This is a genomic window from Erwinia billingiae Eb661, from assembly GCF_000196615.1.
Classification (GTDB): domain Bacteria; phylum Pseudomonadota; class Gammaproteobacteria; order Enterobacterales; family Enterobacteriaceae; genus Erwinia; species Erwinia billingiae.
Genome location: NC_014306.1, coordinates 3466010 through 3489685, shown reverse-complemented (window position 1 = coordinate 3489685; position 23676 = coordinate 3466010). Strand labels below are relative to the sequence as shown.

General features: G+C 56.0%; 22 protein-coding genes. 15 read left to right on the top strand and 7 right to left on the bottom strand.

Annotated elements, in window-relative coordinates; genetic code table 11:
• Window positions 1-25 precede the first annotated feature (25 nt).
• The 11 genes from EBC_RS17255 (at window position 26) to hisP (ending at window position 10146) form a co-directional block, all read left to right on the top strand.
• Entirely contained in the window at window positions 26-688 is a 663-nt protein-coding gene (locus EBC_RS17255; protein ID WP_013203126.1) for a DedA family protein, read from the top strand.
• 146 nt (window positions 689-834) lie between these two features.
• Window positions 835-1752, top strand: coding sequence for an acetyl-CoA carboxylase, carboxyltransferase subunit beta (accD, locus tag EBC_RS17250; protein WP_013203125.1), 918 nt, complete (start codon window positions 835-837; stop codon window positions 1750-1752).
• Between the two features lie 64 nt (window positions 1753-1816).
• A complete protein-coding gene (folC, locus tag EBC_RS17245) occupies window positions 1817-3079 on the top strand; it encodes a bifunctional tetrahydrofolate synthase/dihydrofolate synthase (RefSeq protein ID WP_013203124.1) in 1263 nt (420 codons plus the stop codon).
• Window positions 3069-3785 (top strand): cell division protein DedD, encoded by a 717-nt coding sequence (dedD, locus tag EBC_RS17240; protein WP_013203123.1) that lies wholly within the window; start codon window positions 3069-3071, stop codon window positions 3783-3785. The genes folC and dedD overlap by 11 nt, the downstream gene beginning before the upstream one ends.
• 291 nt (window positions 3786-4076) lie before the next feature.
• Window positions 4077-4562: a colicin V production protein gene (gene cvpA, locus EBC_RS17235; protein WP_013203122.1), complete on the top strand. Its 486-nt coding sequence runs from the start codon at window positions 4077-4079 to the stop codon at window positions 4560-4562.
• A gap of 36 nt (window positions 4563-4598) precedes the next feature.
• Window positions 4599-6116 (top strand): amidophosphoribosyltransferase, encoded by a 1518-nt coding sequence (gene purF, locus EBC_RS17230; protein ID WP_013203121.1) that lies wholly within the window; start codon window positions 4599-4601, stop codon window positions 6114-6116.
• A gap of 109 nt (window positions 6117-6225) precedes the next feature.
• The gene (locus tag EBC_RS17225) at window positions 6226-6795 is read left to right on the top strand and encodes a UbiX family flavin prenyltransferase (protein ID WP_013203120.1); all 570 of its coding nucleotides are present in this window, start codon (window positions 6226-6228) and stop codon (window positions 6793-6795) included.
• A 284-nt stretch (window positions 6796-7079) separates the two neighbouring features.
• Window positions 7080-7862, top strand: a complete 783-nt coding sequence (argT, locus tag EBC_RS17220) for a lysine/arginine/ornithine ABC transporter substrate-binding protein ArgT (protein WP_013203119.1) — start codon at window positions 7080-7082, stop codon at window positions 7860-7862.
• Window positions 7863-7964: 102 nt separating this feature from the next.
• Window positions 7965-8651 carry a histidine ABC transporter permease HisQ gene (locus EBC_RS17215; RefSeq protein WP_013203118.1) on the top strand — a complete coding sequence of 229 codons (687 nt, stop codon included), beginning with the start codon at window positions 7965-7967 and terminating at the stop codon, window positions 8649-8651.
• A complete protein-coding gene (locus EBC_RS17210) occupies window positions 8648-9364 on the top strand; it encodes an ABC transporter permease (RefSeq protein ID WP_013203117.1) in 717 nt (238 codons plus the stop codon). The genes EBC_RS17215 and EBC_RS17210 overlap by 4 nt, the downstream gene beginning before the upstream one ends.
• An 8-nt stretch (window positions 9365-9372) precedes the next feature.
• Window positions 9373-10146, top strand: a complete 774-nt coding sequence (gene hisP, locus EBC_RS17205; protein ID WP_013203116.1) for a histidine ABC transporter ATP-binding protein HisP — start codon at window positions 9373-9375, stop codon at window positions 10144-10146.
• 48 nt (window positions 10147-10194) lie between these two features.
• On the opposite strand, the gene EBC_RS17200 is transcribed toward hisP, so the two are convergent.
• On the bottom strand, window positions 10195-11088 hold the full coding sequence (locus tag EBC_RS17200) for a TIGR01777 family oxidoreductase (RefSeq protein WP_013203115.1): 894 nt from the start codon (window positions 11086-11088) through the stop codon (window positions 10195-10197).
• Window positions 11089-11219: 131 nt separating this feature from the next.
• On the opposite strand from EBC_RS17200, the gene yfcF reads away from it, so the two are divergent.
• Both yfcF and yfcD read left to right on the top strand, forming a co-directional pair.
• Window positions 11220-11864 carry a glutathione transferase gene (yfcF, locus tag EBC_RS17195; RefSeq protein WP_013203114.1) on the top strand — a complete coding sequence of 215 codons (645 nt, stop codon included), beginning with the start codon at window positions 11220-11222 and terminating at the stop codon, window positions 11862-11864.
• A 96-nt stretch (window positions 11865-11960) separates the two neighbouring features.
• Window positions 11961-12506, top strand: coding sequence for an NUDIX hydrolase YfcD (yfcD, locus tag EBC_RS17190; RefSeq protein ID WP_013203113.1), 546 nt, complete (start codon window positions 11961-11963; stop codon window positions 12504-12506).
• A 76-nt stretch (window positions 12507-12582) separates the two neighbouring features.
• Here yfcD and EBC_RS17185 read toward each other — a convergent pair whose 3' ends face one another.
• The 4 genes from EBC_RS17185 to EBC_RS17170 form a co-directional block, all read right to left on the bottom strand.
• Window positions 12583-13410, bottom strand: coding sequence for an ABC transporter permease (locus EBC_RS17185; protein WP_013203112.1), 828 nt, complete (start codon window positions 13408-13410; stop codon window positions 12583-12585).
• 10 nt (window positions 13411-13420) lie between these two features.
• Complete coding sequence (locus EBC_RS17180) at window positions 13421-14686, bottom strand: ABC transporter permease (protein WP_013203111.1); 1266 nt, start codon at window positions 14684-14686, stop codon at window positions 13421-13423.
• Between the two features lie 56 nt (window positions 14687-14742).
• Complete coding sequence (locus tag EBC_RS17175) at window positions 14743-15768, bottom strand: ABC transporter substrate-binding protein (protein ID WP_013203110.1); 1026 nt, start codon at window positions 15766-15768, stop codon at window positions 14743-14745.
• Window positions 15769-15843: 75 nt separating this feature from the next.
• A complete protein-coding gene (locus tag EBC_RS17170; RefSeq protein WP_013203109.1) occupies window positions 15844-17103 on the bottom strand; it encodes a 4-aminobutyrate--2-oxoglutarate transaminase in 1260 nt (419 codons plus the stop codon).
• Between the two features lie 121 nt (window positions 17104-17224).
• On the opposite strand from EBC_RS17170, the gene pdxR reads away from it, so the two are divergent.
• Window positions 17225-18718: a MocR-like pyridoxine biosynthesis transcription factor PdxR gene (gene pdxR / locus EBC_RS17165; RefSeq protein ID WP_013203108.1), complete on the top strand. Its 1494-nt coding sequence runs from the start codon at window positions 17225-17227 to the stop codon at window positions 18716-18718.
• Between the two features lie 277 nt (window positions 18719-18995).
• A complete protein-coding gene (locus tag EBC_RS17160) occupies window positions 18996-20081 on the top strand; it encodes an ABC transporter ATP-binding protein (RefSeq protein WP_013203107.1) in 1086 nt (361 codons plus the stop codon).
• 65 nt (window positions 20082-20146) lie between these two features.
• On the opposite strand, the gene EBC_RS17155 is transcribed toward EBC_RS17160, so the two are convergent.
• Window positions 20147-21139, bottom strand: coding sequence for a TIGR04086 family membrane protein (locus EBC_RS17155; protein WP_013203106.1), 993 nt, complete (start codon window positions 21137-21139; stop codon window positions 20147-20149).
• Between the two features lie 369 nt (window positions 21140-21508).
• Window positions 21509-23653 (bottom strand): phosphate acetyltransferase, encoded by a 2145-nt coding sequence (gene pta, locus EBC_RS17150; protein WP_173363015.1) that lies wholly within the window; start codon window positions 23651-23653, stop codon window positions 21509-21511.
• Window positions 23654-23676: the final 23 nt, after the last annotated feature.

Below are 23676 nucleotides of genomic sequence, written 5' to 3'. Positions count from 1 at the left end.
AGCCTTACGAATTAAGGAAAGGTGTATGGAACTGATTCGTTTTGTAGTCGACTTTATCCTGCATATTGATGTCCATCTGGCGGAGCTGGTGGCGCAGTACGGCATGTGGGTGTATGCCATTTTGTTCCTGATCCTGTTCTGTGAAACCGGACTGGTGGTGACCCCATTCCTGCCTGGGGATTCGCTGCTGTTTGTCGCCGGTGCACTGGCGGCGTTACCGACCAACGATCTGAATATCCATGTGATGGTGGCGCTGATGGCCGTGGCGGCTATCGTCGGCGATGCGGTGAACTACACCATTGGCCGGTTGTTTGGCGATAAATTGTTCAGTAACCCGAACTCGAAAATCTTCCGTCGTAGCCACCTCGATAAAACCCATCAATTTTACGAGCGTCACGGCGGGAAAACGATTATTCTTGCGCGCTTCGTGCCGATCGTCCGGACATTTGCGCCGTTCGTCGCCGGTATGGGAAAAATGTCCTATCGCCACTTTGCCCTGTATAACATCTCGGGTGGGTTGCTCTGGGTGCTGCTATTCTCCTACGCGGGTTACCTGTTTGGTGATTTGCCGGTTGTGCAGGAGAATCTGAAGCTGCTGATCGTGGCAATAATCGTCCTGTCGATTCTGCCGGGTGTGATTGAAGTCTGGCGTCACCGTCGGGCCGCAAAGCAGCAAAAATCGCAGTAATACATCGCTAAACTGCCGCCCGGATACCAGATTTTTATCCACAGCATCGGGCGGTTATGGTTTAATGAGCGACATTATGGTCTGCGCTGCCTGCGGCGTGGAAAAAAGAAAACTGGTTTCACCAGGTTCAAACAGAAAGGTCATCAATGAGCTGGATTGAACGAATTCTCAATAAAAGCACCACTACTCCATCGCGTAAAGCCAGTATTCCTGAAGGGGTCTGGACCAAATGCGACAGCTGCGGCCAGGTCCTGTACCGCGCCGAGCTGGAACGTAATCTGGAAGTTTGCCCGAAATGCGATCACCACATGCGTATGCATGGTCGCGACCGCCTGCACAGCGTGCTGGACGAAGGCTCAATGACAGAGCTGGGCAGCGAACTGGAGCCGAAAGATCTGCTCAAGTTCAAAGACTCCAAGAAATACAAAGATCGTCTGGTTGCGGCTCAGAAAGAGACCAACGAAAAAGACGCGCTGATCGTGATGAAAGGGACGTTGCACGGCATGCCGGTCGTGGCTGCTGCGTTTGAGTTCTCCTTTATGGGCGGCTCAATGGGTTCTGTTGTTGGCGCGCGTTTCGTTCGTGCGGTGGAACAGGCGCTGGAAGACAACTGCCCGATGATCTGCTTCTCCGCTTCCGGCGGTGCCCGTATGCAGGAAGCGCTGATGTCGCTGATGCAGATGGCAAAAACCAGCGCCGCGCTGGCGAAGATGCAGGAACGCGGTCTGCCGTATATTTCGGTACTGACTGACCCCACCATGGGTGGCGTGTCTGCCAGTTTCGCGATGCTGGGCGATCTGAACATTGCTGAACCTAAAGCGCTGATCGGCTTTGCCGGTCCACGCGTTATCGAACAGACCGTGCGTGAGAAACTGCCACCAGGCTTCCAGCGCAGTGAGTTCCTGATCGAGAAGGGCGCTATCGATATGATCGTTCGCCGTCCGGTGATGCGCTTCAAGCTGGCCAGCATTCTGGCGAAGATGATGAATATCCCTGCGCCAGTGGAAGATACGCATAAAGAAGCGGTCCAGGACGAAGACGCGTCGCAGGGCCATGAGGCCTGATCAACGATTGAAAGGGGCGCACAGCCCCTTTTACCAATGAACCGTAACGTTGTGAACGGGACAAATGGATAATCTTCCTCAAGCCACGTCACCTTTGGTCACGTGGCTTCATTATCTTGAGAATCTCCATACTCAAGCTATCGAACTCGGGCTGACACGCGTCCATCGCGTGGCTACGTCGCTCGACCTGTTAACGCCTGCTCCCGTGGTTTTCACCGTCGCCGGGACCAACGGCAAAGGCACCACCTGTCGAACCCTTGAAACGCTGCTGATGGCCGCAGGCTATCGCGTCGGCGTGTTCAGCTCCCCGCATCTGCTGCGCTATACCGAACGGGTGCGCATTCAGGGCGAAGAGCTGCCCGAAGCCGATCACACCGCGTCGTTTGCGGATATTGACGCCGGACGGGGCGACACTTCACTGACCTACTTTGAATTCGGGACGCTCTCCGCTTTGTGGCTGTTTAAACGCGCTAAGCTGGATGTGGTGATCCTGGAAGTCGGGTTGGGCGGTCGTCTGGATGCCACCAATATCGTCGATGCCGACGTCGCGGTGGTGACCAGTATCGCGCTGGATCACACCGACTGGCTGGGTCCGGATCGTGAAAGCATCGGTCGCGAGAAAGCCGGCGTCTTCCGTGGCGGTAAGCCTGCGGTGGTCGGTGAACCTGATATGCCGTACACCATCGCCGAAGTAGCCGATAGCCTCGGCGCGCAGCTGGTGAAGCGCGGTCGTGACTGGTCTTACACCGTGGAAGAGGGCAGCTGGTCGTTTACCGATGCGCAGGGCACGCTAAGCGCACTGCCTCTGCCGCAGGTGCCGATGCCTAATGCTGCCACCGCGCTGGCTGCGCTGCGCTGTTCCTCGCTGCAGGTGGATGATGCAATCATCTACCAATGGCTGGACAAGGCGATTCTGCCCGGCCGTTTTCAGACGGTCGCCGAGTCACCGAGGGTGATCCTGGACGTGGCGCACAATCCGCATGCGGCCAGCTATCTGGCGGGTCGACTCAGTGAACTGCCAAAAAGCGGCAAGGTTCACGCGGTGGTCGGTATGCTGCATGACAAAGACATTGCCGGTACGCTGGCCTGTCTGCAACCTGAAGTGGATTACTGGTATTGCGCGCCGCTGGACGGCCCGCGCGGTGCCAGCGCTGAACAGCTGAAGGCCCATTTGCCGACAGCGCAGACCTTTACCAGCGTGGCCGATGCTTATCGCCAGGCGCTGCAACAGGCTGAAGCGCAGGATATTGTGCTGGTGTGCGGATCGTTCCACACCGTGGCACAGGTTATGGAAACGAGGGAAACGGAGAACGGCAGTGGCCAGTAAGTTTCAGAACCGTTTAGTCGGGACCGTCATAATAGTTGCACTGGGTGTCATCATTCTGCCAGGCCTGCTCGACGGCAAGAAGAAGCACTATAAAGAAGAGTTTGCCGCGATCCCGCTGGTGCCTAAACCGGGCGACCAGCAGGAGAACGATCTGGTTCCTCCGGTAACGCAGTCTTTACCTTCGCAGCCGCCAGAAGGTGCAGCCACGGCGGTGGAAGGCAAAACGCCGGGCAATACCTCGCAGGCTGAAAGTGGCTCAACCGCGCCAAAATCCGCCAATAAGCCCAGCGTGATTTCCCCGCCGCCGATGGTCGAGTCTAAGCCGGTACAGCAGCCGAAGCCGGTGGAAAAACCGAAGCCGAAGCCGGTTGAAAAAACGGTTGAGAAACCGAAAGCGCAGCCGAAGGCCGAACCGAAGCCAGAACCTGCACCTCAGGCCGCTGAGCCGGAGAGCGCACCAACCGGTCAGGCTTACGTCGTCCAGCTCGGCGCACTGAAGAATGCCAGCAAGGTGAACCAGGTTGTCGCCCAGCTGCGTCTTTCCGGTTATCGCGCCTTTACCGTGCCTTCCACGCCGGTTCAGGGCGAAATCACCCGTATTTATGTCGGGCCGGACGCGTCGAAAGCGAAAATGCAGGCATCAATCTCAGAGCTGAAAGGCATCTCAGGATTGGGCGGCGTGGTGAAACCATATAGCGCTCGCTAACGTTAGCCTGTCGCTATTACTGTAAGAGTCTGCGCCTTGCCAACGGCCGTTTTCGGCCAGGCGCTTCACTCGGGTAAAACCGCCTTTTGGGCGGCTTACCCGATGCAAATCAAAAGATTGCAGTACCGGGCTGTCCGACAAGGTCGGATAGCCGCCAGCGCGCATGATTGCTGGTTTTTTTAGCAAATTGTTTTAATTAAACTGGCAAAGGAAAACCCTACGCAAACGTTTTCTTTTTCTGTTAGAATTCGCCCCGAACTGGATGCAGGGGCACAGTCGCTGGAAGAGTTCATGGTCTGGATAGATTACGTCATTATTGCGGTTATTAGTTTTTCGGCTCTTGTCAGCCTGATCCGTGGGTTCGTTCGGGAAGCATTATCACTCGTCACCTGGGGTTGCGCATTTTTTGTCGCCAGTCATTACTACTCCTTCCTCGCGGTCTGGTTCACCGGTTTTGAAGACGAACTGGTTCGAAATGGGATCGCCATTGCGGTGTTGTTCGTTGCCACGCTGTTAGTTGGGGCTATCGTCAACTTCGTTATTGGGTCGCTGGTTGAAAAAACCGGCCTGTCGGGTACCGACAGAGTGTTGGGAGTCTGTTTCGGGGCATTACGTGGCGTGCTGATAGTCTCAGCCATTCTGTTTTTCCTCGATACATTCACCGGATTTTCCAAAAGTCCGGACTGGCAACAGTCTCAGCTGGTTCCCCAGTTCAGTTACATCATCAGGTGGTTTTTTGACTACCTGAAAAGCACGTCGAGTTTTTTGCCCCGGTAATAGAACCTGGGTTGCGGCTTATGAGGAAATAACCACATGTGCGGTATTGTCGGGATCGCCGGATTTATGCCGGTCAACCAGTCGATTTATGACGCGTTAACGGTGCTCCAGCACCGTGGGCAGGATGCCGCAGGCATCGTAACCATTGATGCATTGAATTGCTTCCGCCTGCGTAAAGCAAACGGCCTGGTTAGCGATGTATTTGAAGCCCGCCATATGCAGCGTATGCAAGGCAATATGGGCATCGGTCACGTCCGTTACCCAACTGCGGGAAGCTCCAGTGCTTCCGAAGCGCAGCCTTTCTACGTGAACTCGCCTTACGGCATTACGCTTGCGCACAACGGTAACCTGACCAACGCGCACGAACTGCGTAAGCAGCTGTTCGAAAGCGGTCGTCGTCACGTTAACACCACATCAGATTCTGAAATCCTGCTCAATATCTTTGCTCAGGAGCTGGATCGTTTTCAGCACTTCCCGCTGGAAGCAGACAACATTTTTGCCGCTGTGGCAGCGGTTCATCAGCACGTTCGTGGCGCGTATGCCTGCGTGTCGATGATCATCGGCCATGGCATGGTTGCGTTCCGCGATCCTAACGGCATCCGTCCGTTGGTGATTGGCAAGCGTGGCATGAAAGACGGTCGCCATGAGTATATGGTTGCCTCTGAAAGCGTGGCGCTGGATACGCTCGGCTTCGAATTCCTGCGTGATGTTGCGCCGGGCGAAGCGGTTTACGTCACCGAGAAAGGTCAGCTGTTCACGCGTCAGTGTGCAGAGAACCCGAAATGCAATCCGTGCCTGTTTGAGTACGTCTATTTTGCCCGCCCGGACTCGTTCCTGGACAAAATTTCCGTCTACAGCGCCCGCGTTCGCATGGGCACCAAGCTGGGTGAGAAAATCGCCCGTGAGTGGGAAGACCTGGACATTGACGTGGTCATCCCAATCCCGGAAACCTCCTGCGATATCGCGCTGGAGATGGCCCGCATTCTGGACAAGCCATACCGTCAGGGGTTTGTGAAAAACCGCTACGTCGGCCGTACTTTTATCATGCCGGGTCAGCACCAGCGCCGCAGCGCGGTTCGCCGCAAGCTGAACGCGAACCGTGCTGAGTTCCGTGGTAAAAACGTGCTGCTGGTCGATGACTCCATTGTTCGCGGCACCACCTGTGAGCAGATCATCGAGATGGCCCGTGAAGCGGGTGCGAAGAAAGTCTATCTGGCTTCCGCGGCACCGGAAATCCGTTTCCCGAACGTGTACGGCATTGATATGCCGAGCGCAACGGAGCTGATTGCCCATGGCCGTGAAGTGGAAGAGATCCGTCAGCTGATTGGAGCTGATGGCCTGATCTTCCAGGACCTGGACGATCTGATCGAAGCGGTCAAAGAAGAAAACCCGGATATCGCGCAGTTCGAGTGCTCGGTGTTCAACGGGATCTACGTGACCAAAGATGTCGATCAGCAATATCTGGAGTATCTCCAGTCGCTGCGTAACGATGATGCCAAAGCGATGGCGCGCGTTAACGAAGTGGAAAACCTGGAAATGCACAACGAAGGTTAATCCCTGAATGGTGTGGCAGGTCAGATGGGCCGGAAGAGATTCCGGCCCATTTCTATTTTAGCGTCGCAGATGGCATACTTCAGTCTTTAGCTACCCCCGCAGGATATTTATGAAACGACTTATTATTGGCATCTCAGGTGCCAGCGGCGTCATTTATGGCGTCCGTGCGCTGCAGATTTTGCAGCAGGTCAGCGGGGTGGAAACCCATCTGGTGATGAGCGCGGCTGCACGCCAGACGCTGGCACTGGAAAGTGATTATTCGGTACGTGACGTGCAGGCGATGGCCGATGTGGTCCATGACGTGCGCGACATTGCCGCCAGCATCTCATCCGGTTCCTATAAAACCGACGGTATGGCCATTCTGCCATGCTCAATGAAAACCCTCTCGGGCATTGTGCACAGCTACTCCGATGGTCTGCTGACCCGCGCCGCCGATGTGGTGTTAAAAGAGCGCCGCCGGCTGGTGCTGTGCGTGCGTGAAACCCCACTGCATGTCGGCCATTTGCGGATGATGACCACCGCCGCCGAACTTGGCGCGATCATTATGCCGCCGGTCCCCGCCTTCTATCATCGTCCTGAAAGCATCATGGATATCGTCGATCAGACCGTCAATCGCGTGCTCGACCAGTTCGAGATCACGCTCGATAAAGATCTGTTTACGCGCTGGCAGGGTGCATAAAGCGGCCTGCTATGCACCATCATGGTGCTTTAATTGGTGCTGAATCGCATTTCGTGCATTGAGTGCACCAAAATGCAACATTGTTACCACCTCGAATGTACAAACCTGTTATATATTTCCCCACAATCAAGGCGTTTACGCCGCCAACAGGCGAAACGCGCTGATTGCGCAGCAATGGGGCAGGGCAGCACAAAACTGGCATGAAATCTGCAAAAGACAACTGTTCCAACTGCGCTAACAACATCACGACTGACATAATAAAAAATCATCTTCGAGGGTAATCTATGAAAAAGCAGGTCCTGGCTCTTTCTCTGCTGCTGGCTCTCTCCAGCGCAAGCAGCGCGTTTGCTGCTGCGCCGAAAACGCTGCGCATCGGCACCGATCCGACCTATGCTCCGTTTGAGTCTAAAAACGCTCAGGGGCAACTGGTTGGCTTCGATATCGATCTGGCGAATGAGATCTGTAAGCGTATGGAGACCAAATGTACCTACGTGGAAAGTGATTTCGATGCTTTGATCCCCTCTCTGAAAGCGAAAAAAATTGATGCCATCATCTCCTCGCTCTCAATTACCGAAAAGCGTCAGATGGAAATCGCTTTCTCGGAAAAACTGTACGCAGCTAACGCCCGTCTGATCGCGCCGAAAGGCTCGAAAATCATGCCGACGCTGGATTCGCTGAAAGGCAAAACCATCGGTCTGCTGCAGGGCACCACGCAGGAAACGTATGCCAACGAAAACTGGCGTCCAAAAGGTATCACCGTTACCCCTTACGCGAACCAGGACCTGGTGTATCAGGATCTGACCGCGGGACGTATCGATGCCGCCTTCCAGGATGAAGTTGCCGCCAGCGAAGGCTTCCTGAAGCAGCCTGCCGGTAAGGGCTTTGCCTTTGCAGGTCCGGCAGTAAAAGACGAGAAAATCTTCGGTGTGGGTACCGGGATGGGCATGCGTAAAGATGATGCCGACCTGAAAGCCGCGATCGATAAAGCGTTCGATTCCATGCGTAAAGATGGAACCTACGATAAGTTAGCGAAAAAATATTTCGACTTTGACGTGTACGGCGGTTAAGTAAAACCTGTCATGGGGGCCGACAGTCGGTAGACTGCGGCCCCTGTTTTGTACGCCACAGGCGGATGAAACGCGAAGTTAATCCAAAGACAGGACATCCTTATGCTGTATGGCTATTCTGAAGTGATTTTTAAAGGTGCGCTGGTCACGCTTGAGCTGGCTCTCAGCTCGGTGCTGCTCTCCGTTATCCTTGGGTTGATTGGCGCAGGGGCCAAGCTCTCCAGCAATCGGGCGTTACGCCTGATTTTCGAAGGTTACACCACGCTGATCCGTGGCGTGCCGGATCTGGTTCTGATGCTGCTGATCTTCTACGGTCTGCAAATTGCGTTGAACCAACTTACTGATGCACTGGGCGTCGATCAGTTTGATATTGATCCGATGGTTGCCGGTATCATCACCCTTGGCTTTATCTACGGCGCGTACTTCACTGAAACTTTCCGCGGCGCCTATATGGCGGTGCCGAGAGGCCAGATTGAGGCCGCGACGGCGTTCGGTTTTACCTCTTCCCAGACTTTCCGTCGGATCCTGTTCCCAGGCATGATGCGCTATGCGCTGCCGGGCATCGGCAATAACTGGCAGGTGATCCTCAAGGCAACGGCGCTGGTGTCATTGCTGGGGCTGGAAGACGTGGTCAAAGCGACCCAGCTGGCGGGGAAAAGTACCTGGCAGCCGTTCTATTTTGCGGTGGTGGCCGGGGTGATCTATCTGGTGTTTACCACGCTGTCCAACGGCGTGCTGTTGTGGCTTGAACGCCGTTATTCGGTGGGTGTAAGAAGGGCTGACCTATGATCGACATTATTCATGACTACTGGCAAGCCCTGCTGTGGACTGACGGATACCGTTTTTCAGGCGTGGCGATTACGCTGTGGCTGCTGATTATTTCCGTGGTGCTGGGCGGCTGCCTGGCGGTATTGCTGTCCATTGCGCGCGTCTCCTCGATTACCGCCGTGCGTTTCCCGGTGTGGCTGTTCACCTATATTTTCCGTGGCACGCCGTTATACGTGCAGCTGCTGATCTTCTACTCGGGCATGTACACGCTGGAGATTGTGAAGGGCAACGATTTGCTCAACGCCTTCTTCCGCAGCGGCCTTAACTGTACGCTGCTGGCGTTAACGCTGAATACCTGTGCCTACACCACCGAAATCTTTGCCGGGGCAATCCGTTCGGTGCCGCACGGTGAAATTGAAGCGGCGCGGGCCTATGGTTTCTCCACCTTCAAACTGTATCGCTGCATCATCATGCCTTCCGCACTGCGCACCGCGCTGCCTGCTTACAGCAATGAAGTGATCCTGATGCTGCACTCGACGGCGCTGGCGTTTACCGCCACGGTGCCCGATCTGTTGAAGGTTGCCCGCGACATTAACTCCGCAACCTATCAGCCGTTTGTGGCCTTTGGCATTGCGGCGGTGCTGTATCTTATGATCTCGTATGTGTTGATTAGTCTGTTCCGCAAGGCGGAAAAACGCTGGCTGAAGCACGTTAAACCTTCATCAACTCATTGAGCAGAATTATGGCCGACAATAAATTAAGCGTAACTGAACTGCATAAACGTTATGGCGAGCATGAAGTGCTGAAGGGCGTATCGCTGCAGGCCAATGCTGGCGATGTGATCAGCATTATCGGCTCGTCCGGTTCAGGTAAAAGTACCTTCCTGCGCTGCATTAACTTCCTTGAGAAGCCAAGCGAAGGCACCATCGCGGTGAACAACCAGATGATTAACCTGGTGCGTGATACCGATGGCCAGTTGAAGGTCTCCAACAAAGAACAGCTGCGTGAACTGCGCACCAGCCTGACCATGGTATTCCAGCACTTCAATCTGTGGAGCCATATGACGGTGCTGCAGAACGTGATGGAAGCGCCAATCCAGGTGCTGGGCCTGAGCAAAGCGGAAGCGCAGTCACGGGCGATCAAGTACCTCGATAAAGTGGGGATTGATGAGCGCGCGCGCGGCAAATATCCGGTGAATCTGTCAGGGGGTCAGCAGCAGCGTGTGTCTATTGCCCGCGCATTGGCGATGGAGCCCGAAGTGCTGCTGTTTGATGAGCCCACCTCTGCGCTGGATCCTGAGCTGGTCGGTGAAGTGCTGAAGATTATGCAGAAGCTGGCAGAAGAGGGGAAAACCATGGTGGTGGTGACGCACGAAATGGAGTTTGCCCGCCACGTTTCCAGCCATGTGATCTTCCTGCATCAGGGGAAAATTGAGGAAGAAGGACCGCCGCAGGAACTGTTCAATAATCCGAAAAGCACCCGTCTGCAGCAATTCCTTTCCGGTGCGCTGAAGTAACCGGTTCGCACCGCCATCAACCCCGGTTTCCGGGGTTGATGCTTGCGCTTACACCACGTCTGCCAGCGCCTCGTCCAGCTGATACCAGCGGAAGGCAAACCCCGACTCTTCCAGCCGCTTAGGCAACACGTGTTGCCCGCCCAGCACCAGAATCGCCGATTCGCCCATCATCAGCTTAATGGCGGTCGCCGGCGTGCGCATAAAGGCCGGGCGGTGCATGGCGTGCCCCAGCGTGGCAGCGAACTGTTCGTTGCGCACCGCATACGGCGCCACCATGTTGAACGGACCGCTTAAGCCAGGGCTGTCCAGCAGCCACAGGATGGCGTTCAGCATGTCATCCAGATGGATCCACGGCATATACTGCTTGCCAATGCCTATCGGGCCGCCGATGCCCATTCTGAAGGGCAATTTCATTTTGCTTAACGCGCCACCTTCTTTCGCCAGCACCACGCCGGTACGCATCAGGCAAACCCGGGTATGTTCGCTGGCCGCCGCCAGCGCCAGCTGTTCCCAGTGCGCGCAAAGCTGATGGGTAAACTCATCGTGACCGGGATCGTCTTCGGTCAGCACCAGGTCGCCGGTATCGCCGTAAAAGCCGGTGGCGGAGCCGGAAATCAGCACCGAAGGCGGGTTACTGCTGGCATGGATTAGGCTCACCAGCCGTTCGGTGATTTGCCAGCGGCTTTCGCACAGGTGGCGCTTCTGCTGCTCGGTCCAGCGCTTATCGGCAATCGGTTCACCGGCCAGATTGATTACCGCATCAACGTCATTCAGATCCAGTTGTTGATCGAGGCCGGACCAGAGGTGCACTTCCGGGCCCAGCTTCGCCCGTGCTGCGGCGACGTCGCGTGTCACCACGCTGACGGTTTCACCCCGATGCAGCAGGCGGGGAATAAGGTGGCTGCCAATCAGGCCGGTGCCGCCTGTCAGTAAAATATGCATGCTGTCTGTCCTTAATCAGAGAAATAAAAAATCCAACAGCCTGCTTTCAGCTTAGGTGAAGTTTGGGGGATTGCCTTTATGTGAAAAAATGGGTAAACAGGTTGCAGACGCCGCCTTGTAAGGATATCAGGATGAATTACCCAAACGTAACGCTGTGGTCCGATGCCTGTTTTTTTAGCCCCTATGTGATGTCGGTCTTTGTTGCGCTGAGCGAGAAGGGCGTGCCGTTCTCGATGCAGCATGTTGATCTCGCCAGCCAGCAGCACCTTGAAAATGCGTTTGGCGAGATCTCGCTGACGCGTCGCGTACCGGCCTTACAGATTGATGATTTCCTGCTTTCCGAATCTTCTGCGATTGCCGAATATCTGGAAGAGCGTTTTCCTGCCCCGGAATATGAACGCCTTTATCCTAAAGATCGTGAAAAACGGGCCAGAGCGCGTGAAATTCAGGCCTGGCTGCGCAGCGATTTTCTGCCGATCCGTCAGCAGCGCCCCACGGAAGTGCTGTTTGCCGATGAAAAGTTTCCGGCCTTAACCGCAGATGCGCAGGCGTCTGCGCAAAAGCTGTTTGACGCGGTGGAGCGTCGGCTCTCGCCGGGCCAGCAAAACCTGTTTGGCGAATGGTCAATTGCTGATACCGACCTGGCGGTGATGATCAATCGGCTGGCTCTGCACGGCGATCCGGTGCCCGATCGCGTGGCTGACTATGCCCATTTCCAGTGGCAACGTGCATCCGTGCAACTTTGGCTCTCAGAATCCTCCAAGACAGCCTGTTAATCACACTCGCGGGTTATAATTTTTTTACGGTCCGTGGCACACTGTGCGGGCAAGAGTAAACGTGCGCTGATGCGCCAGAACAAATAAGGGTTACGGATGGTGGAGCAAGAGAGCGGCACGGAGTGGGTAGACATCGTTAATGAAGAAAACGAGGTCGTCGCACAGTCCAGCCGTGCGCATATGCGGGCACAATGTTTGCGCCATCGCGCGACCTACATCGTGGTACACGATGGGATGGGCAAAATTCTGGTACAGCGCCGTACAGAAACCAAAGACTTTATGCCGGGTATGCTGGATGCGACCGCCGGTGGCGTGGTGCAAAGTGGCGAAGATATGCTGGAATCAGCGCGCCGTGAGGCGGAAGAGGAGCTGGGTATTGCGGCGGTTCCTTTTGCTGAACACGGTCTGTTCTACTTTGAAGATCAGCACTGCCGCGTCTGGGGCGGATTGTTCAGCTGCGTCTCACACGGTCCGTTTGCCATGCAGGAAGAAGAAGTGGATGAGGTCACCTGGATGACGCCGGAAGAGATCACCGCCCGTTGCGATGAATTCACCGATGATTCACTGAAAGCCCTGTCACTGTGGCTCAGCCGTAACAACGAGTCCGGCCGTTCCAGCTCTGGCAGTTCACGCCAGGAGTAACCTCCGGCGGCTCGCCTGAGTGCAAAAAAAACGCCTGATGAATTTCATCAGGCGTTTTGCTTTTCTGGCATCGAGTCTAATGAGCCGGTGCCGACTGACGCATTTTCTCGCCGCGCCTTCTCAGCAGTTCCATGACGATCAGCAGGATCAAGGACGCGCCAATCATCAACGTCGCCGCCGCGGCGATGGTCGGGTCAAGATTTTCCCTGATGCCGGCAAACATCTGAATGGGCAAGGTTCGCTGACGCGGGCTGGCGAGGAACAGCGTCACCACCACTTCATCGAAAGAGGCGGCGAAGGCGAACAGCGCACCGGAGAATACGCCGGGCGCAATCAGCGGCAGCGTCACTTTGCGGAAGGTATACAGCGGCGAAGCCCCCAGACTGGCGGCCGCGCGCGACAGATTGCTGTCATAGCTCTTAAGTACCGCCACCACGGTGATCACCACAAACGGCACGCCAAGCAGGGCATGAGCAAGAACCAGCCCGAGGTAGCTGTTCAGCAGCGAGAGTTTCGCAAAGAAGAAGAACATCCCCACGGCGATGATCACCACCGGCGCCACCATCGGCGAAATCAGAATGGCCATCACGATCCCTTTGCCACGGAATTCCCCCCGCACCAGCCCCATCGCCGCCAGCACGCCCAGCACCGTTGCCACTAAGGTGGCCATCGGCGCAATCATCAGGCTGTTGCCGAGCGCATTCAGCCACTCACCTGAATGGAAGAAGGTCTGATACCAGCGCAGCGAGAAGCCGCTGAGGGGATAGCTTAAAAACGAACTTGAGTTAAACGACAGCGGCACAATCACCAGGACCGGCACGATCAGAAACAGCAGTACCGCCGCGCCATAAAAGGTGAAGAAGGCGTTCCACAGGCGAAGCAGTTGGCTTCCATTTTGTCTCATCATCGTCTCCTTAATGGGCTGCCGATTCGGCAGAGGTGCGGGTCACGCGGACATAAACCACATACAGCAACATCACGATAATCAGCAGCTGGCTGCCCAATGCTGCGGCCATGCCCCAGTTCATGGTGCTGTTAGTAAAGAACGCCACAAAGTAGCTGACCATCTGGTCATCCGGTCCGCCCAGCAGGGCGGGCGTTACGTAGTAGCCAATCGCCATCATGAAGACCAGCAGCGCACCCGCGGCAATCCCGGCGTAGGTTTGCGGCACGTAGACGCGCCAGAAAGCGAGGAACGGATGCGCGCCAAGGGAAATAGCCGCGCGCACATAGGTGGGGGAAATGCCTTTCATCACTGCATATAACGGCAGCACGATAAACGGCAGCAGAATGTGGGTCATCGAGATAAAGACGCCAATGCGGTTAAACACCAGCGTTAACGGGTGGTCGATTAAGCCCACTGCCATCAATGCGCGGTTAATTAACCCACCTGACTGCAACAGCACAATCCAGCTGGCGGTGCGGACGATCAGCGAGGTCCAGAACGGCAGCAGGACCAGGATCATCAGCAGATTCGCGCGATTAGAGGGCTGCTTTGCCAGCCAGTACGCCAGCGGATAGCCAATGCCCACGCAGAGTAAGGTCACCACCAACGCCATCCACAGCGTGCGCAGCAGCACGTTAACATACAGCGCCTGCTCAGCCGGGATCTTCACTACCTCACCGGTTTTGACATCCACCTTACGATCGAAGACCGACAGCAGATAGTAGCTGGTCAGCGGTTTGGCTGCGCGTTGCAGCGTCTGCCAGGTAGACAGTTCGCCCCACAACGGCTGACGGGCGATCATCGCTTCTTTTACCTGGCTTCCCGAGTCGGGCACCAGACGCGGCGCGGTCACAATCAGCCGGCGGAAGCTGGGATCCTCATAGCTCATCCGTTTGGCGATGGCCGCAATCTGGCCTTGCTCGCGGGCGCTCTTCAGCTCTTTGCCCAGCGTGGCATACAGGGATTCATCGGGCAGGGCGTTGCCTGACCACTGCGCCAGCGCGGCGGTGGTTTCCGGCAGCGTGTCGTGGAACTCCGGGTTCTCAACACTTTTACTCAGAATGGAAACGATCGGAAAAAGAAAACAGACCACCACGAAGATCAGCAAAGGCGCTATCAGCATCAGTGAGCGGCGGGTTTTCGCCCGGTCCACGCGGCGCAGACGCTGACTGAGGGACAGCTCGCCGTTCAGTGCAGGGGGCATGTTGGACTCCAGAACCGGATTTTGACTCATTGCTGACTCCTTAATTCAGGTGCGGCCGGGCGCGATGCTGGCCCGGCCGGCTTAACTTATCTGGCTGCCCAGGCGTTGAAGCGCTGTTCGAGATCTTCGCCGTGCTCAAGCCAGAAATCACTGCTCACCTGTAACGACTTCGCCAGGTTTTCCGGCGCGGTTGGCAGGGTGCTCAGGCGTTTAGGATCCAGCATCTTGCCGGCGCTAAGGTTGGTCGGGCCGTAAGGAATGTTTTCAGCAAACACCTTCTGGTTTTCAGGCTGGTTAGCGAAGGCAATAAACTGTTCGGCCAGGGCCTTGTGCTTCGAGCCTTTGACGATCGCCCAGTTATCCAGGTCGTATAGCGCGTTGTCCCAGACGATGTTGAAGTTATGTCCTTCAGCCTGCGCGGCACCAATGCGGCCGTTGTAGGCCGAGCTCATCACCACATCGCCGGAAACCAGCCACTGCAGCGGCTGAGCGCCGGATTCCCACCACTGAATATTCGGTTTGATCTGGTCGAGCTTTTTAAAGGCGCGATCGACACCTTCAGGGGTGGCTAACACGGTATACACGTCTTCACGCTTCACGCCGTCGGCCATCAGCGCGATTTCCAGCGTGTATTTGGCGCTTTTGCGCAGCGCACGTTTACCCGGGAAGTCTTTGGTGTCCCAGAAGTCCGCCCAGCTGGTTGGTCCTTTCTTTAACTTGGTGGCGTCGTAAGTCAGCACGGTCGACCAGACAAAAATACCGGCGCCACATTCGGTGACCGCTGCCGGGATAAAGTCAGATTTTTTGCCCAGTTTGTTCCAGTCCAGCGTTTCAAAAAGACCTTCTTCACAACCGCGCTGCAGTTCCGGGGTTTCCAGTTCCACCACATCCCAGCCAATCTGGCCGGTTTCAACCATCGCGCGGATGCGCGCCATCTCGCCGTTATACTCGCCGGCTTCAATAGTGCCTTTACCTGCGGCGGTAAAGGGTTTGTAGAAAGCCTTCTCCTGCGCATCCTTGTTGGTGCCGCCAAAAGAAACGACGGTCAGGGTTTCTGCCTGCGCCTGTACGGCAAAAGCAGCCAGAATCATTAATGCCAACGTCTTAACCATGCCAAAACTCCCCTCGTTATTGTTATCAGCAGCCAGCGCTGCCGGTGCGTTATTGCAGTATTTGTGCCAGCGGAGCTACGCGCGCAACAGCGTGTCGAGCAGCGTCAGCGCCTGTTTAAACTGGGCGTCCGGAATAGTCAGTGGATAAAGGAAGCGGATGACGTTGCCATGCACGCCACAGGTCAGCAGGATCAGGCCGTGTTCCAGCGCTTTTTGCTGAATGTTTTTGGCGATTTCCGCAGAAGGTTTGCCGGTTGCCGGATCGTTGAATTCGGCGGCCACCATCGAGCCTCGGGCACGCACTTCAACCAGCGCCGGATTGCCGCAGCCGTTGAGCGTTTCAACCAGTTCAGCACCCAGACGCAGCGCGCGGTCACACAGCGCTTCTTCGTCAATCACCTCCAGTACCGCCAGCGAAGAGGCAATGGCCAGCGGGTTGCCGGCATAGGTGCCACCCAGTCCGCCAGGCAGTGGGGCATCCATCACTTCGGCACGTCCGGAGACGGCAGAGATCGGCAGACCACCGCCCAGGCTCTTCGCCATGGTGATCAGGTCAGGTTTGGCATCCGGGTAGTATTCGCAGGCAAACAGCTTGCCGGTGCGGGCAAAGCCGGTCTGAATTTCGTCGGCAATCAGCAGAATGCCGTGTTGGTCGCAGAGCGTGCGCAGTTTGCTGACAAACTCGACTGGCGCGATATTGAAGCCGCCTTCGCCCTGGATCGGTTCGAAGATAATGGCGGCGACCTGCTGTGGGCTGATGTCGCAGCGGAACAGGGATTCCAGGCTCTCCATCGCATCGTCGATGCTGTGCCCATGCAGCGCGTTCGGGTAACGGGCATGGAACACCGACCCCGGGAACGGTCCAAAGCCGGTTTTGTAGGGGACCACTTTGCCGGTCAGGCCCATGGTCATCATGGTGCGGCCATGGAAAGCGCCGGTGAAAGCGATAACGCCCGGACGACCGGTGGCCGCGCGGGCAATCTTCACCGCGTTTTCAACCGCTTCCGCGCCGCTGGAGAAAAAAGTGGTTTTTGCCGGGCCGGCAATCGGCACCCGCTGATTCAGGCGCTCGGCCAGCAGCAAATAATTCTCGTAGGGAATGACCTGAAAAGCGGTATGCGTGAAGCAGTCCAGCTGGTTGCGAACCGCTTCAACCACTTTTGGATGACGGTGTCCGGTATTCAGAACGGCGATCCCGGCGGTAAAATCGGTATACTCTCGTCCCTGATGATCCCACAGCGTGGCGTTTTCTGCGCGAACGGCGTAGAAATCACACATCACGCCAACGCCGCGCGGCGTGGCAGCTAAACGACGCTGTTGCACTTCACTGTTCATGGTTGTACCTCATCAGATGTCTTCGCGTGGAACGGTCCACGTGGTATTGGGTTGACTCGTTTTTACCGTTTTGTGGGTTTTATAATCCAGAGCCAGTTTTTTTTATTGCGAGGTACCAATTTTGCGAACGTTACTTGGCGACCTGCTCGCACACCGTTTAAGCCAGGCTCCCGCAGGCGCGCTGGGCAAGCGTTTGTACGATGTTTTGCAGTCGGCGATCCAGCAAGGGGCTATTGCCACCGGCAGCCGTTTACCGGCCACCCGCGATCTGGCAAAAGATCTCTCTGTTTCGCGAAACACGGTGCTTTCGGCCTACGAACAGCTGCAGTCTGAGGGCTATCTGCAAACCAAAACCGGCAGTGGGACCTTCGTCTGCGAGCGGCTGCCGGAGATGGCGCCGGAGGCCAACGCGTCACCCGTCCCGGCGGGAAAACCGTTTAACTACATCCGCCTGTCCAGCCGTGGCACACGCGTGTTGGCGCGTAGCGGTGCCGGCGCCTTCCAGTGGGGCGCGTTTATGCCTGGCGTGCCCGACGTCAGCCATATGCCGCACGATATCTGGCGCAAAATCCAGTTACGGCTGAGCCGTCGGATGCCGGTGGAGGCACTGAGCTACTCCAGCCACGGCGGCTGCGTGCAGCTGCAGCAGGCGCTGGCCGAATACCTGCGGGTTATTCGCTCGCTGAACTGTTCGGCGGATCAGATTCTGGTCACCGCTGGCACGCATCAGTCGCTGGATTTGCTGGCGAAAATGCTGTGCGATCCGGGCGACAGCGCGTGGATTGAAGAGCCGGGTTACTGGGGATTTCGCAATGTGCTGGCGGTGAACGGCGTTGAACTGCTGCCGACGCCGGTGGATGAGCACGGCATGGTGCTGCCGGATATTGCCGCCTTCAGCCACGTCAGCCGACCGCCAAGGCTGATTTGCGTCACACCATCGCATCAGTATCCGCTGGGATCGGTGATGAGTTTGCAGCGGCGTCAGCAGCTGCTGGACCTGGCGAAAAACGCCGGAAGCTGGGTTGTTGAGGATGATTATGACGGCGAGTTTCGCTTTGGCGACAGCCCGATCCCTTCGCTGCAGGGATTGTCTTCGGATGCGCCGGTTATCTACCTCGGCACCTTCAGCAAAACGCTCTATCCCGGCCTGCGGCTGAGCTACATGGTGGTGCCTAAACCGCTGGCCGCGCGGATGAAAATGGCCCATTCGGAACTGTATCGCGGCGGGAACGGACTAGTGCAGCTGACGCTGGCCGAATTTATTCGCGAAGGACACTACGCCGCGCACGTCCGCAAGATGCGCCAGCTGTACAGCCGCCGCCGTGCCGCGCTGGTGGACGCCATCACCTCAAGCCTTGGACCGGCGTTTTTGGCGCAGCAAAGCAACGCCGGGCTGCACCTGATCCTCTCGCTTCCCGACGGCATCGACGATGTGGCCGTTGCGGCGGAACTGGAACAGCAGGGCGTGCTGACCCGGCCACTTTCAGCGTATTACCTGCAGGGCACCACGCGCCGGGGTTTGATCCTCGGTTATGCCTGCGTCGAGGAGCAGAACATGGTGGCAACCTTCGCGCCGGTGCTGGCGTGTTTGCAACGGCGGCTGAAACCCAGCTGAGGTATTGCCTCAAAACAGGGCGAATGCACGATAATAGTGCGCATAGTCTTGCCTGATTCTACGCGGGTGATGCAGGTAATAAATTTTCAGTGATTAAAAACGATTAAAATTCATTGCGTTGATTGTGTTGAGAATGAATTCAGCGTCGATAGCTTGTCAAATTCTGCTTGTGGGAAGGAAATTTGTTGTGGTAGAGCTAAAAAGGAGCCACCCATTGCGCCTGACGGAATAGTCCGCAGAGCACTGGATCCCTTTCCTGCCTCGACGAGAGAATGCCATGAGATCACTGGTCAGTTTTAAGAACATCAAAAAGAGCTACGACGGCGAAAAGCTGGTGGTGCGCAATCTCAATCTGGACGTGCAGGAAGGCGAATTTTTGACGCTACTGGGGCCTTCCGGTTCCGGAAAAACCACCAGTCTGATGATGCTGGCCGGGTTTGAGACGCCGACCGACGGCGAGATTTTCCTGCGTGATAAGCCGCTGCACACGCTGCCGCCGCATCAGCGGGATATCGGCATGGTGTTCCAGAACTATGCGTTGTTCCCGCATATGACGGTGGCCGAGAACCTGGCGTTTCCGCTGTCGATCCGCAAGCTGAGCAAGGCGGACGTGAAGGATCGGGTCAGCCGGATCCTCGATATGATCAAACTGACCTCGCTGGCCGATCGATATCCGGCGCAAATGTCGGGTGGACAACAGCAACGCGTGGCCCTGGCCAGAGCGCTGGTGTTTGAACCTAAACTGGTCTTGATGGATGAGCCCTTAGGGGCGCTGGATAAGCAGCTGCGGGAACATATGCAGATGGAAATCAAGCAGCTGCACGAGATGCTGGGTCTGACGATTGTTTACGTCACCCACGACCAGAGCGAGGCGATGACCATGTCGAATCGCGTGGCGGTGTTTAACGACGGCATGATCCAGCAGATGGACAGCCCAAACCGCCTGTACGAACAGCCGGCGAATGCCTTTGTGGCGCAGTTTATCGGGGAGAATAACAGCCTGCTGGCGACTCAGGTCGGCTCGGAAGGGGATTACTATCAGGTGCGGCTGGATGACGGCACGCGTCTTGATGCGCTGAAGGTACGCCCAAGCTCGCCGGGTAAAAAGATCCAGCTCAGCATTCGCCCTGAGCGCGTCAACGTCAATGCGCCAGAAGCGGGTGACCAGCAGGTTCGTGCGCGAATTCAACAGTTTATCTATCTGGGGGATCACGTCAGAATGCTGACCGAAGTCGGTGGGCAGGGCAATTTTATGGTGAAGCTGACGCCTGCTAAAGTCGACAGCAGCTGGAAACCGGGCAGCGAAGTAACGCTTTCCTGGCAGCCAGCGCATCTGCGGGCGCTGGATGTGATGATTCAGTAACGGCTGCAACCACAAAAAAAGGCCGCTCAATTTCGGCGGCCTTTTTCGATCACGGGCGTCAGGGATTAACGAACAACTACCTGACGAGGCTGCGTTTTACGACCCATCATGCCAAGTGCACCGGCAACTGCAGCTTCAATCAGCAGGACGATTAGAGTCATCCAGCTGGCTTTGGCGGTGGCGGCCGCAGCCTGTTGAGCGGCTTCACGCGCTTTCTGCTCGGCCTGAGCTTTCAGTTCCTGATATTTCTGACGCGCCTGCTCGTAGCTTTTCTGTGTTTGCGCAACGATCTGATCGACTTCCTGATCGCTTTTTCCGGTCCGCGCTTTGATGATATTTTTCAGCGCATCAACATCGGCTGCCTGCAGCGTATCCTGATTGCGTTGCAGCACGCCTTTGAACCAGTTTGCTAAATCCGTATCGGCATTTTGTGGATTATTCGCCGTATTCTGCGCCTGATCCTGGGCCGTCTGCGATTCCTTATTCGCATCATTTTTTAGTGCCTGCGGCTGTAACTCTGGCTTGCCAGTTTGTTGCAGGGTTTTTTCCAGTTCGCTCTGTACATTTCCCAGATCGAAGTTATTTTCCTTCAACGTTTCTTTCGCTTTATTGGCGACGGAAGGCGCGATGGCAGAAATACCGTTGCCCACCATGCTAAAGCCCGAACCAATTACGCTGGCGGTACCGCTCACCGCGCTGCTTAATAGCGAGATAGCTAACCAAACCACAAACAAGGTATTTACCGCCCACATCAGCAGGCCGTGTAACGCGCCTTCACGCTGTGCCAGGCGGCCAGTAATAAATGCCCCCGCGCCAATGGAAATCAGCATGCTTAAACCCGTCCAGATTGCGGCCCCTGTGCCCAGTCCATCCAGAGGGTTTTGCTCTTTTAACGGATCGATGGTGGTGGCACCAATTGCGGTACCAAGAATGGTCAGCAATAAATAAATGACCACTGATAAGATCACGCCAGCAAAAATGGCACTCCACGAGATGCGTTTAAGCGGGACGCCAGTATTAACGTCACTGTAAACCGGATGGATATTATGGTCGCTCATAACTGTTCTCTCTTAATCTGATTATAAGTAGGGATAGCAAGTTAATATTATTATTAAGCTTTTTACGCTCCTGATGGCTTTCCTGATTAAGACTAGTCCTGGATTGCATTTTGTCCATAAAATAATTACGCCGCTAAATTACAGATAGCTTTCAACGAATTAAACCCTTTTGAATTATTGCCAGATGTGAAAATGGACCCTGCGCGAAAAAATACATGGGACATAAAATTCCTAAGCACAGGAAAGGAAAGTCAGTGAATATTATTTTAAATTTGTGATGTCAGTAAAAAGAGGTTAAAAAAAAGGCGAATCCAGTGGATCCGCCTTTACGTGGTCATCAGCGTCATTTAACGCACAGAATAGCCAGCTTTAGCCTTCAGCCTGTTTGGACTGAATCGCCGTCAGTGCGATGGTATAAACAATATCGTCTACCAGTGCACCGCGAGACAGGTCGTTTACCGGCTTACGCATACCTTGCAGCATTGGCCCGATGGAGATCAGGTCCGCAGAGCGCTGCACGGCTTTGTAGGTGGTGTTACCGGTGTTCAGGTCCGGGAAGATAAATACGGTGGCACGGCCCGCTACCGGCGAGTTTGGCGCCTTGGATTTTGCCACGTCCGCCATGATCGCCGCGTCATACTGCAGCGGACCATCGATCACCAGATCCGGGCGTTTTTCCTGAGCGATGCGCGTCGCTTCGCGCACTTTCTCTACGTCACTGCCTGCACCGGAAGTGCCGGTTGAGTAGGAGATCATCGCCACGCGCGGCTCGATGCCGAAGGCGAGGGCGGAATCCGCAGACTGAATCGCGATTTCTGCCAACTGCTCCGGGTTAGGATCCGGGTTGATGGCGCAGTCGCCATACACCAGAACCTGCTCAGGCAGCAGCATAAAGAACACCGACGAAACCAGCGAGCTGTTCGGCGCGGTTTTGATCAGCTGCAACGGCGGACGAATGGTGTTGGCCGTGGTGTGGATGGCACCGGAAACCAGACCATCAACTTCGCCACGCTCCAGCATCAGCGTACCGAGCATCACGTTATCTTCCAGCTGCTCTTTGGCCACCACTTCGGTCATGCCTTTGCTCTTACGCAGCTCAACCAGCCGCGCGACATAGTTCTCACGCGCGACTTCCGGATCGACAATCTCGATGCCTTTACCCAGCTCAACGCCCTGCACGGCGGCAACGCGGTGGATCTCTTCCGGGTTGCCCAGCAGGACGCATGACGCGATGCCACGTTCGGCGCAGATGGCTGCTGCTTTGATGGTGCGTGGCTCTTCGCCTTCTGGCAGCACGATGCGCTTGCCGGCTTTGCGCGCCAGCTCGGTCAGCTGGTAACGGAAGGCCGGAGGCGACAGACGACGGCTGCGCTCGGATGCCGCAGTCAGCGATTCAACCCAGTCGGAGTCGATATGGCTGGCGACATATTCCTGCACGCGCTCAATACGCTGGGTATCGTCGCTTGGGACTTCCAGATTGAAGCTTTGCAGGCTCAGGGAGGTCTGCCAGGTGTTGGTTTTCACCATAAACACCGGCAGGCCGGTGGCGAAGGCGCGCTCACACAGCTTGCGGATCGGCTCATCAATCTGGTAGCCACCGGTCAGCAGGATGGCCCCGATTTCCACGCCGTTCATTGCCGCCAGACAGGCAGAGACGATCACATCCGGACGGTCTGCTGACGTGACCAGCAGTGAACCGGGACGGAAGTGTTCCAGCATATGCGGGATGCTGCGCGCGCAGAAGGTTACGGACTTCACGCGGCGCGTCAGAATATCGCCTTCGTTGATCACTTCAGCGTTCAGGTGGCGGCACATATCGATGGCGCGGGTGGCAATCAGTTCGAAGCTCCACGGCACGCAGCCCAGTACCGGCAGCGGGCTGTTGGCAAACAGCTGCTTAGGATCGATATTGGCAACGCTGGCTTTGTTGGAGTCATCAAAGATTTCGGACAGATCCGGACGGGTACGGCCTTGTTCATCGACTGGCGCGTTCAGTTTGTTGATGATCACGCCGGTAATGCTTTTGTTTTTGCTGCCGCCGAAGCTGCTCTGGGTCAGTTCGATGCGTTCTTTTAACTGAGCCGGAGAATCATTGCCCAGTGACATCACGAAGACAATTTCGGCATTCAGGGTTTTGGCAATTTCATAGTTTAGCGCAGAGGCGAACTGGTGCTTACGGGTCGGCACCAGGCCTTCAACCAGCACCACTTCGGCATCTTTGGTGTTTTCGTGATAACGCGCGATGATCTCTTCCATCAGCACGTCCTGCTGGTTCGAACCCAGCAACGATTCCACACGGCTCATCTGCAGCGGTTCTGCTGCGGGAATAGAGGAGCTTTTACGGATGATGGTGGTGGTCTGGTCCGGCGAGTCGCCGCCGGTGCGAGGCTGGGCGATAGGTTTGAACACGCTCAGGCGCACGCCTTTACGTTCCATGGCGCGGATCACACCGAGGCTGATACTGGTCAAACCGACACTGGTGCCGGTGGGGATGAGCATAATAGTACGAGACACAATGAACCTCTCGAATTGGCTCA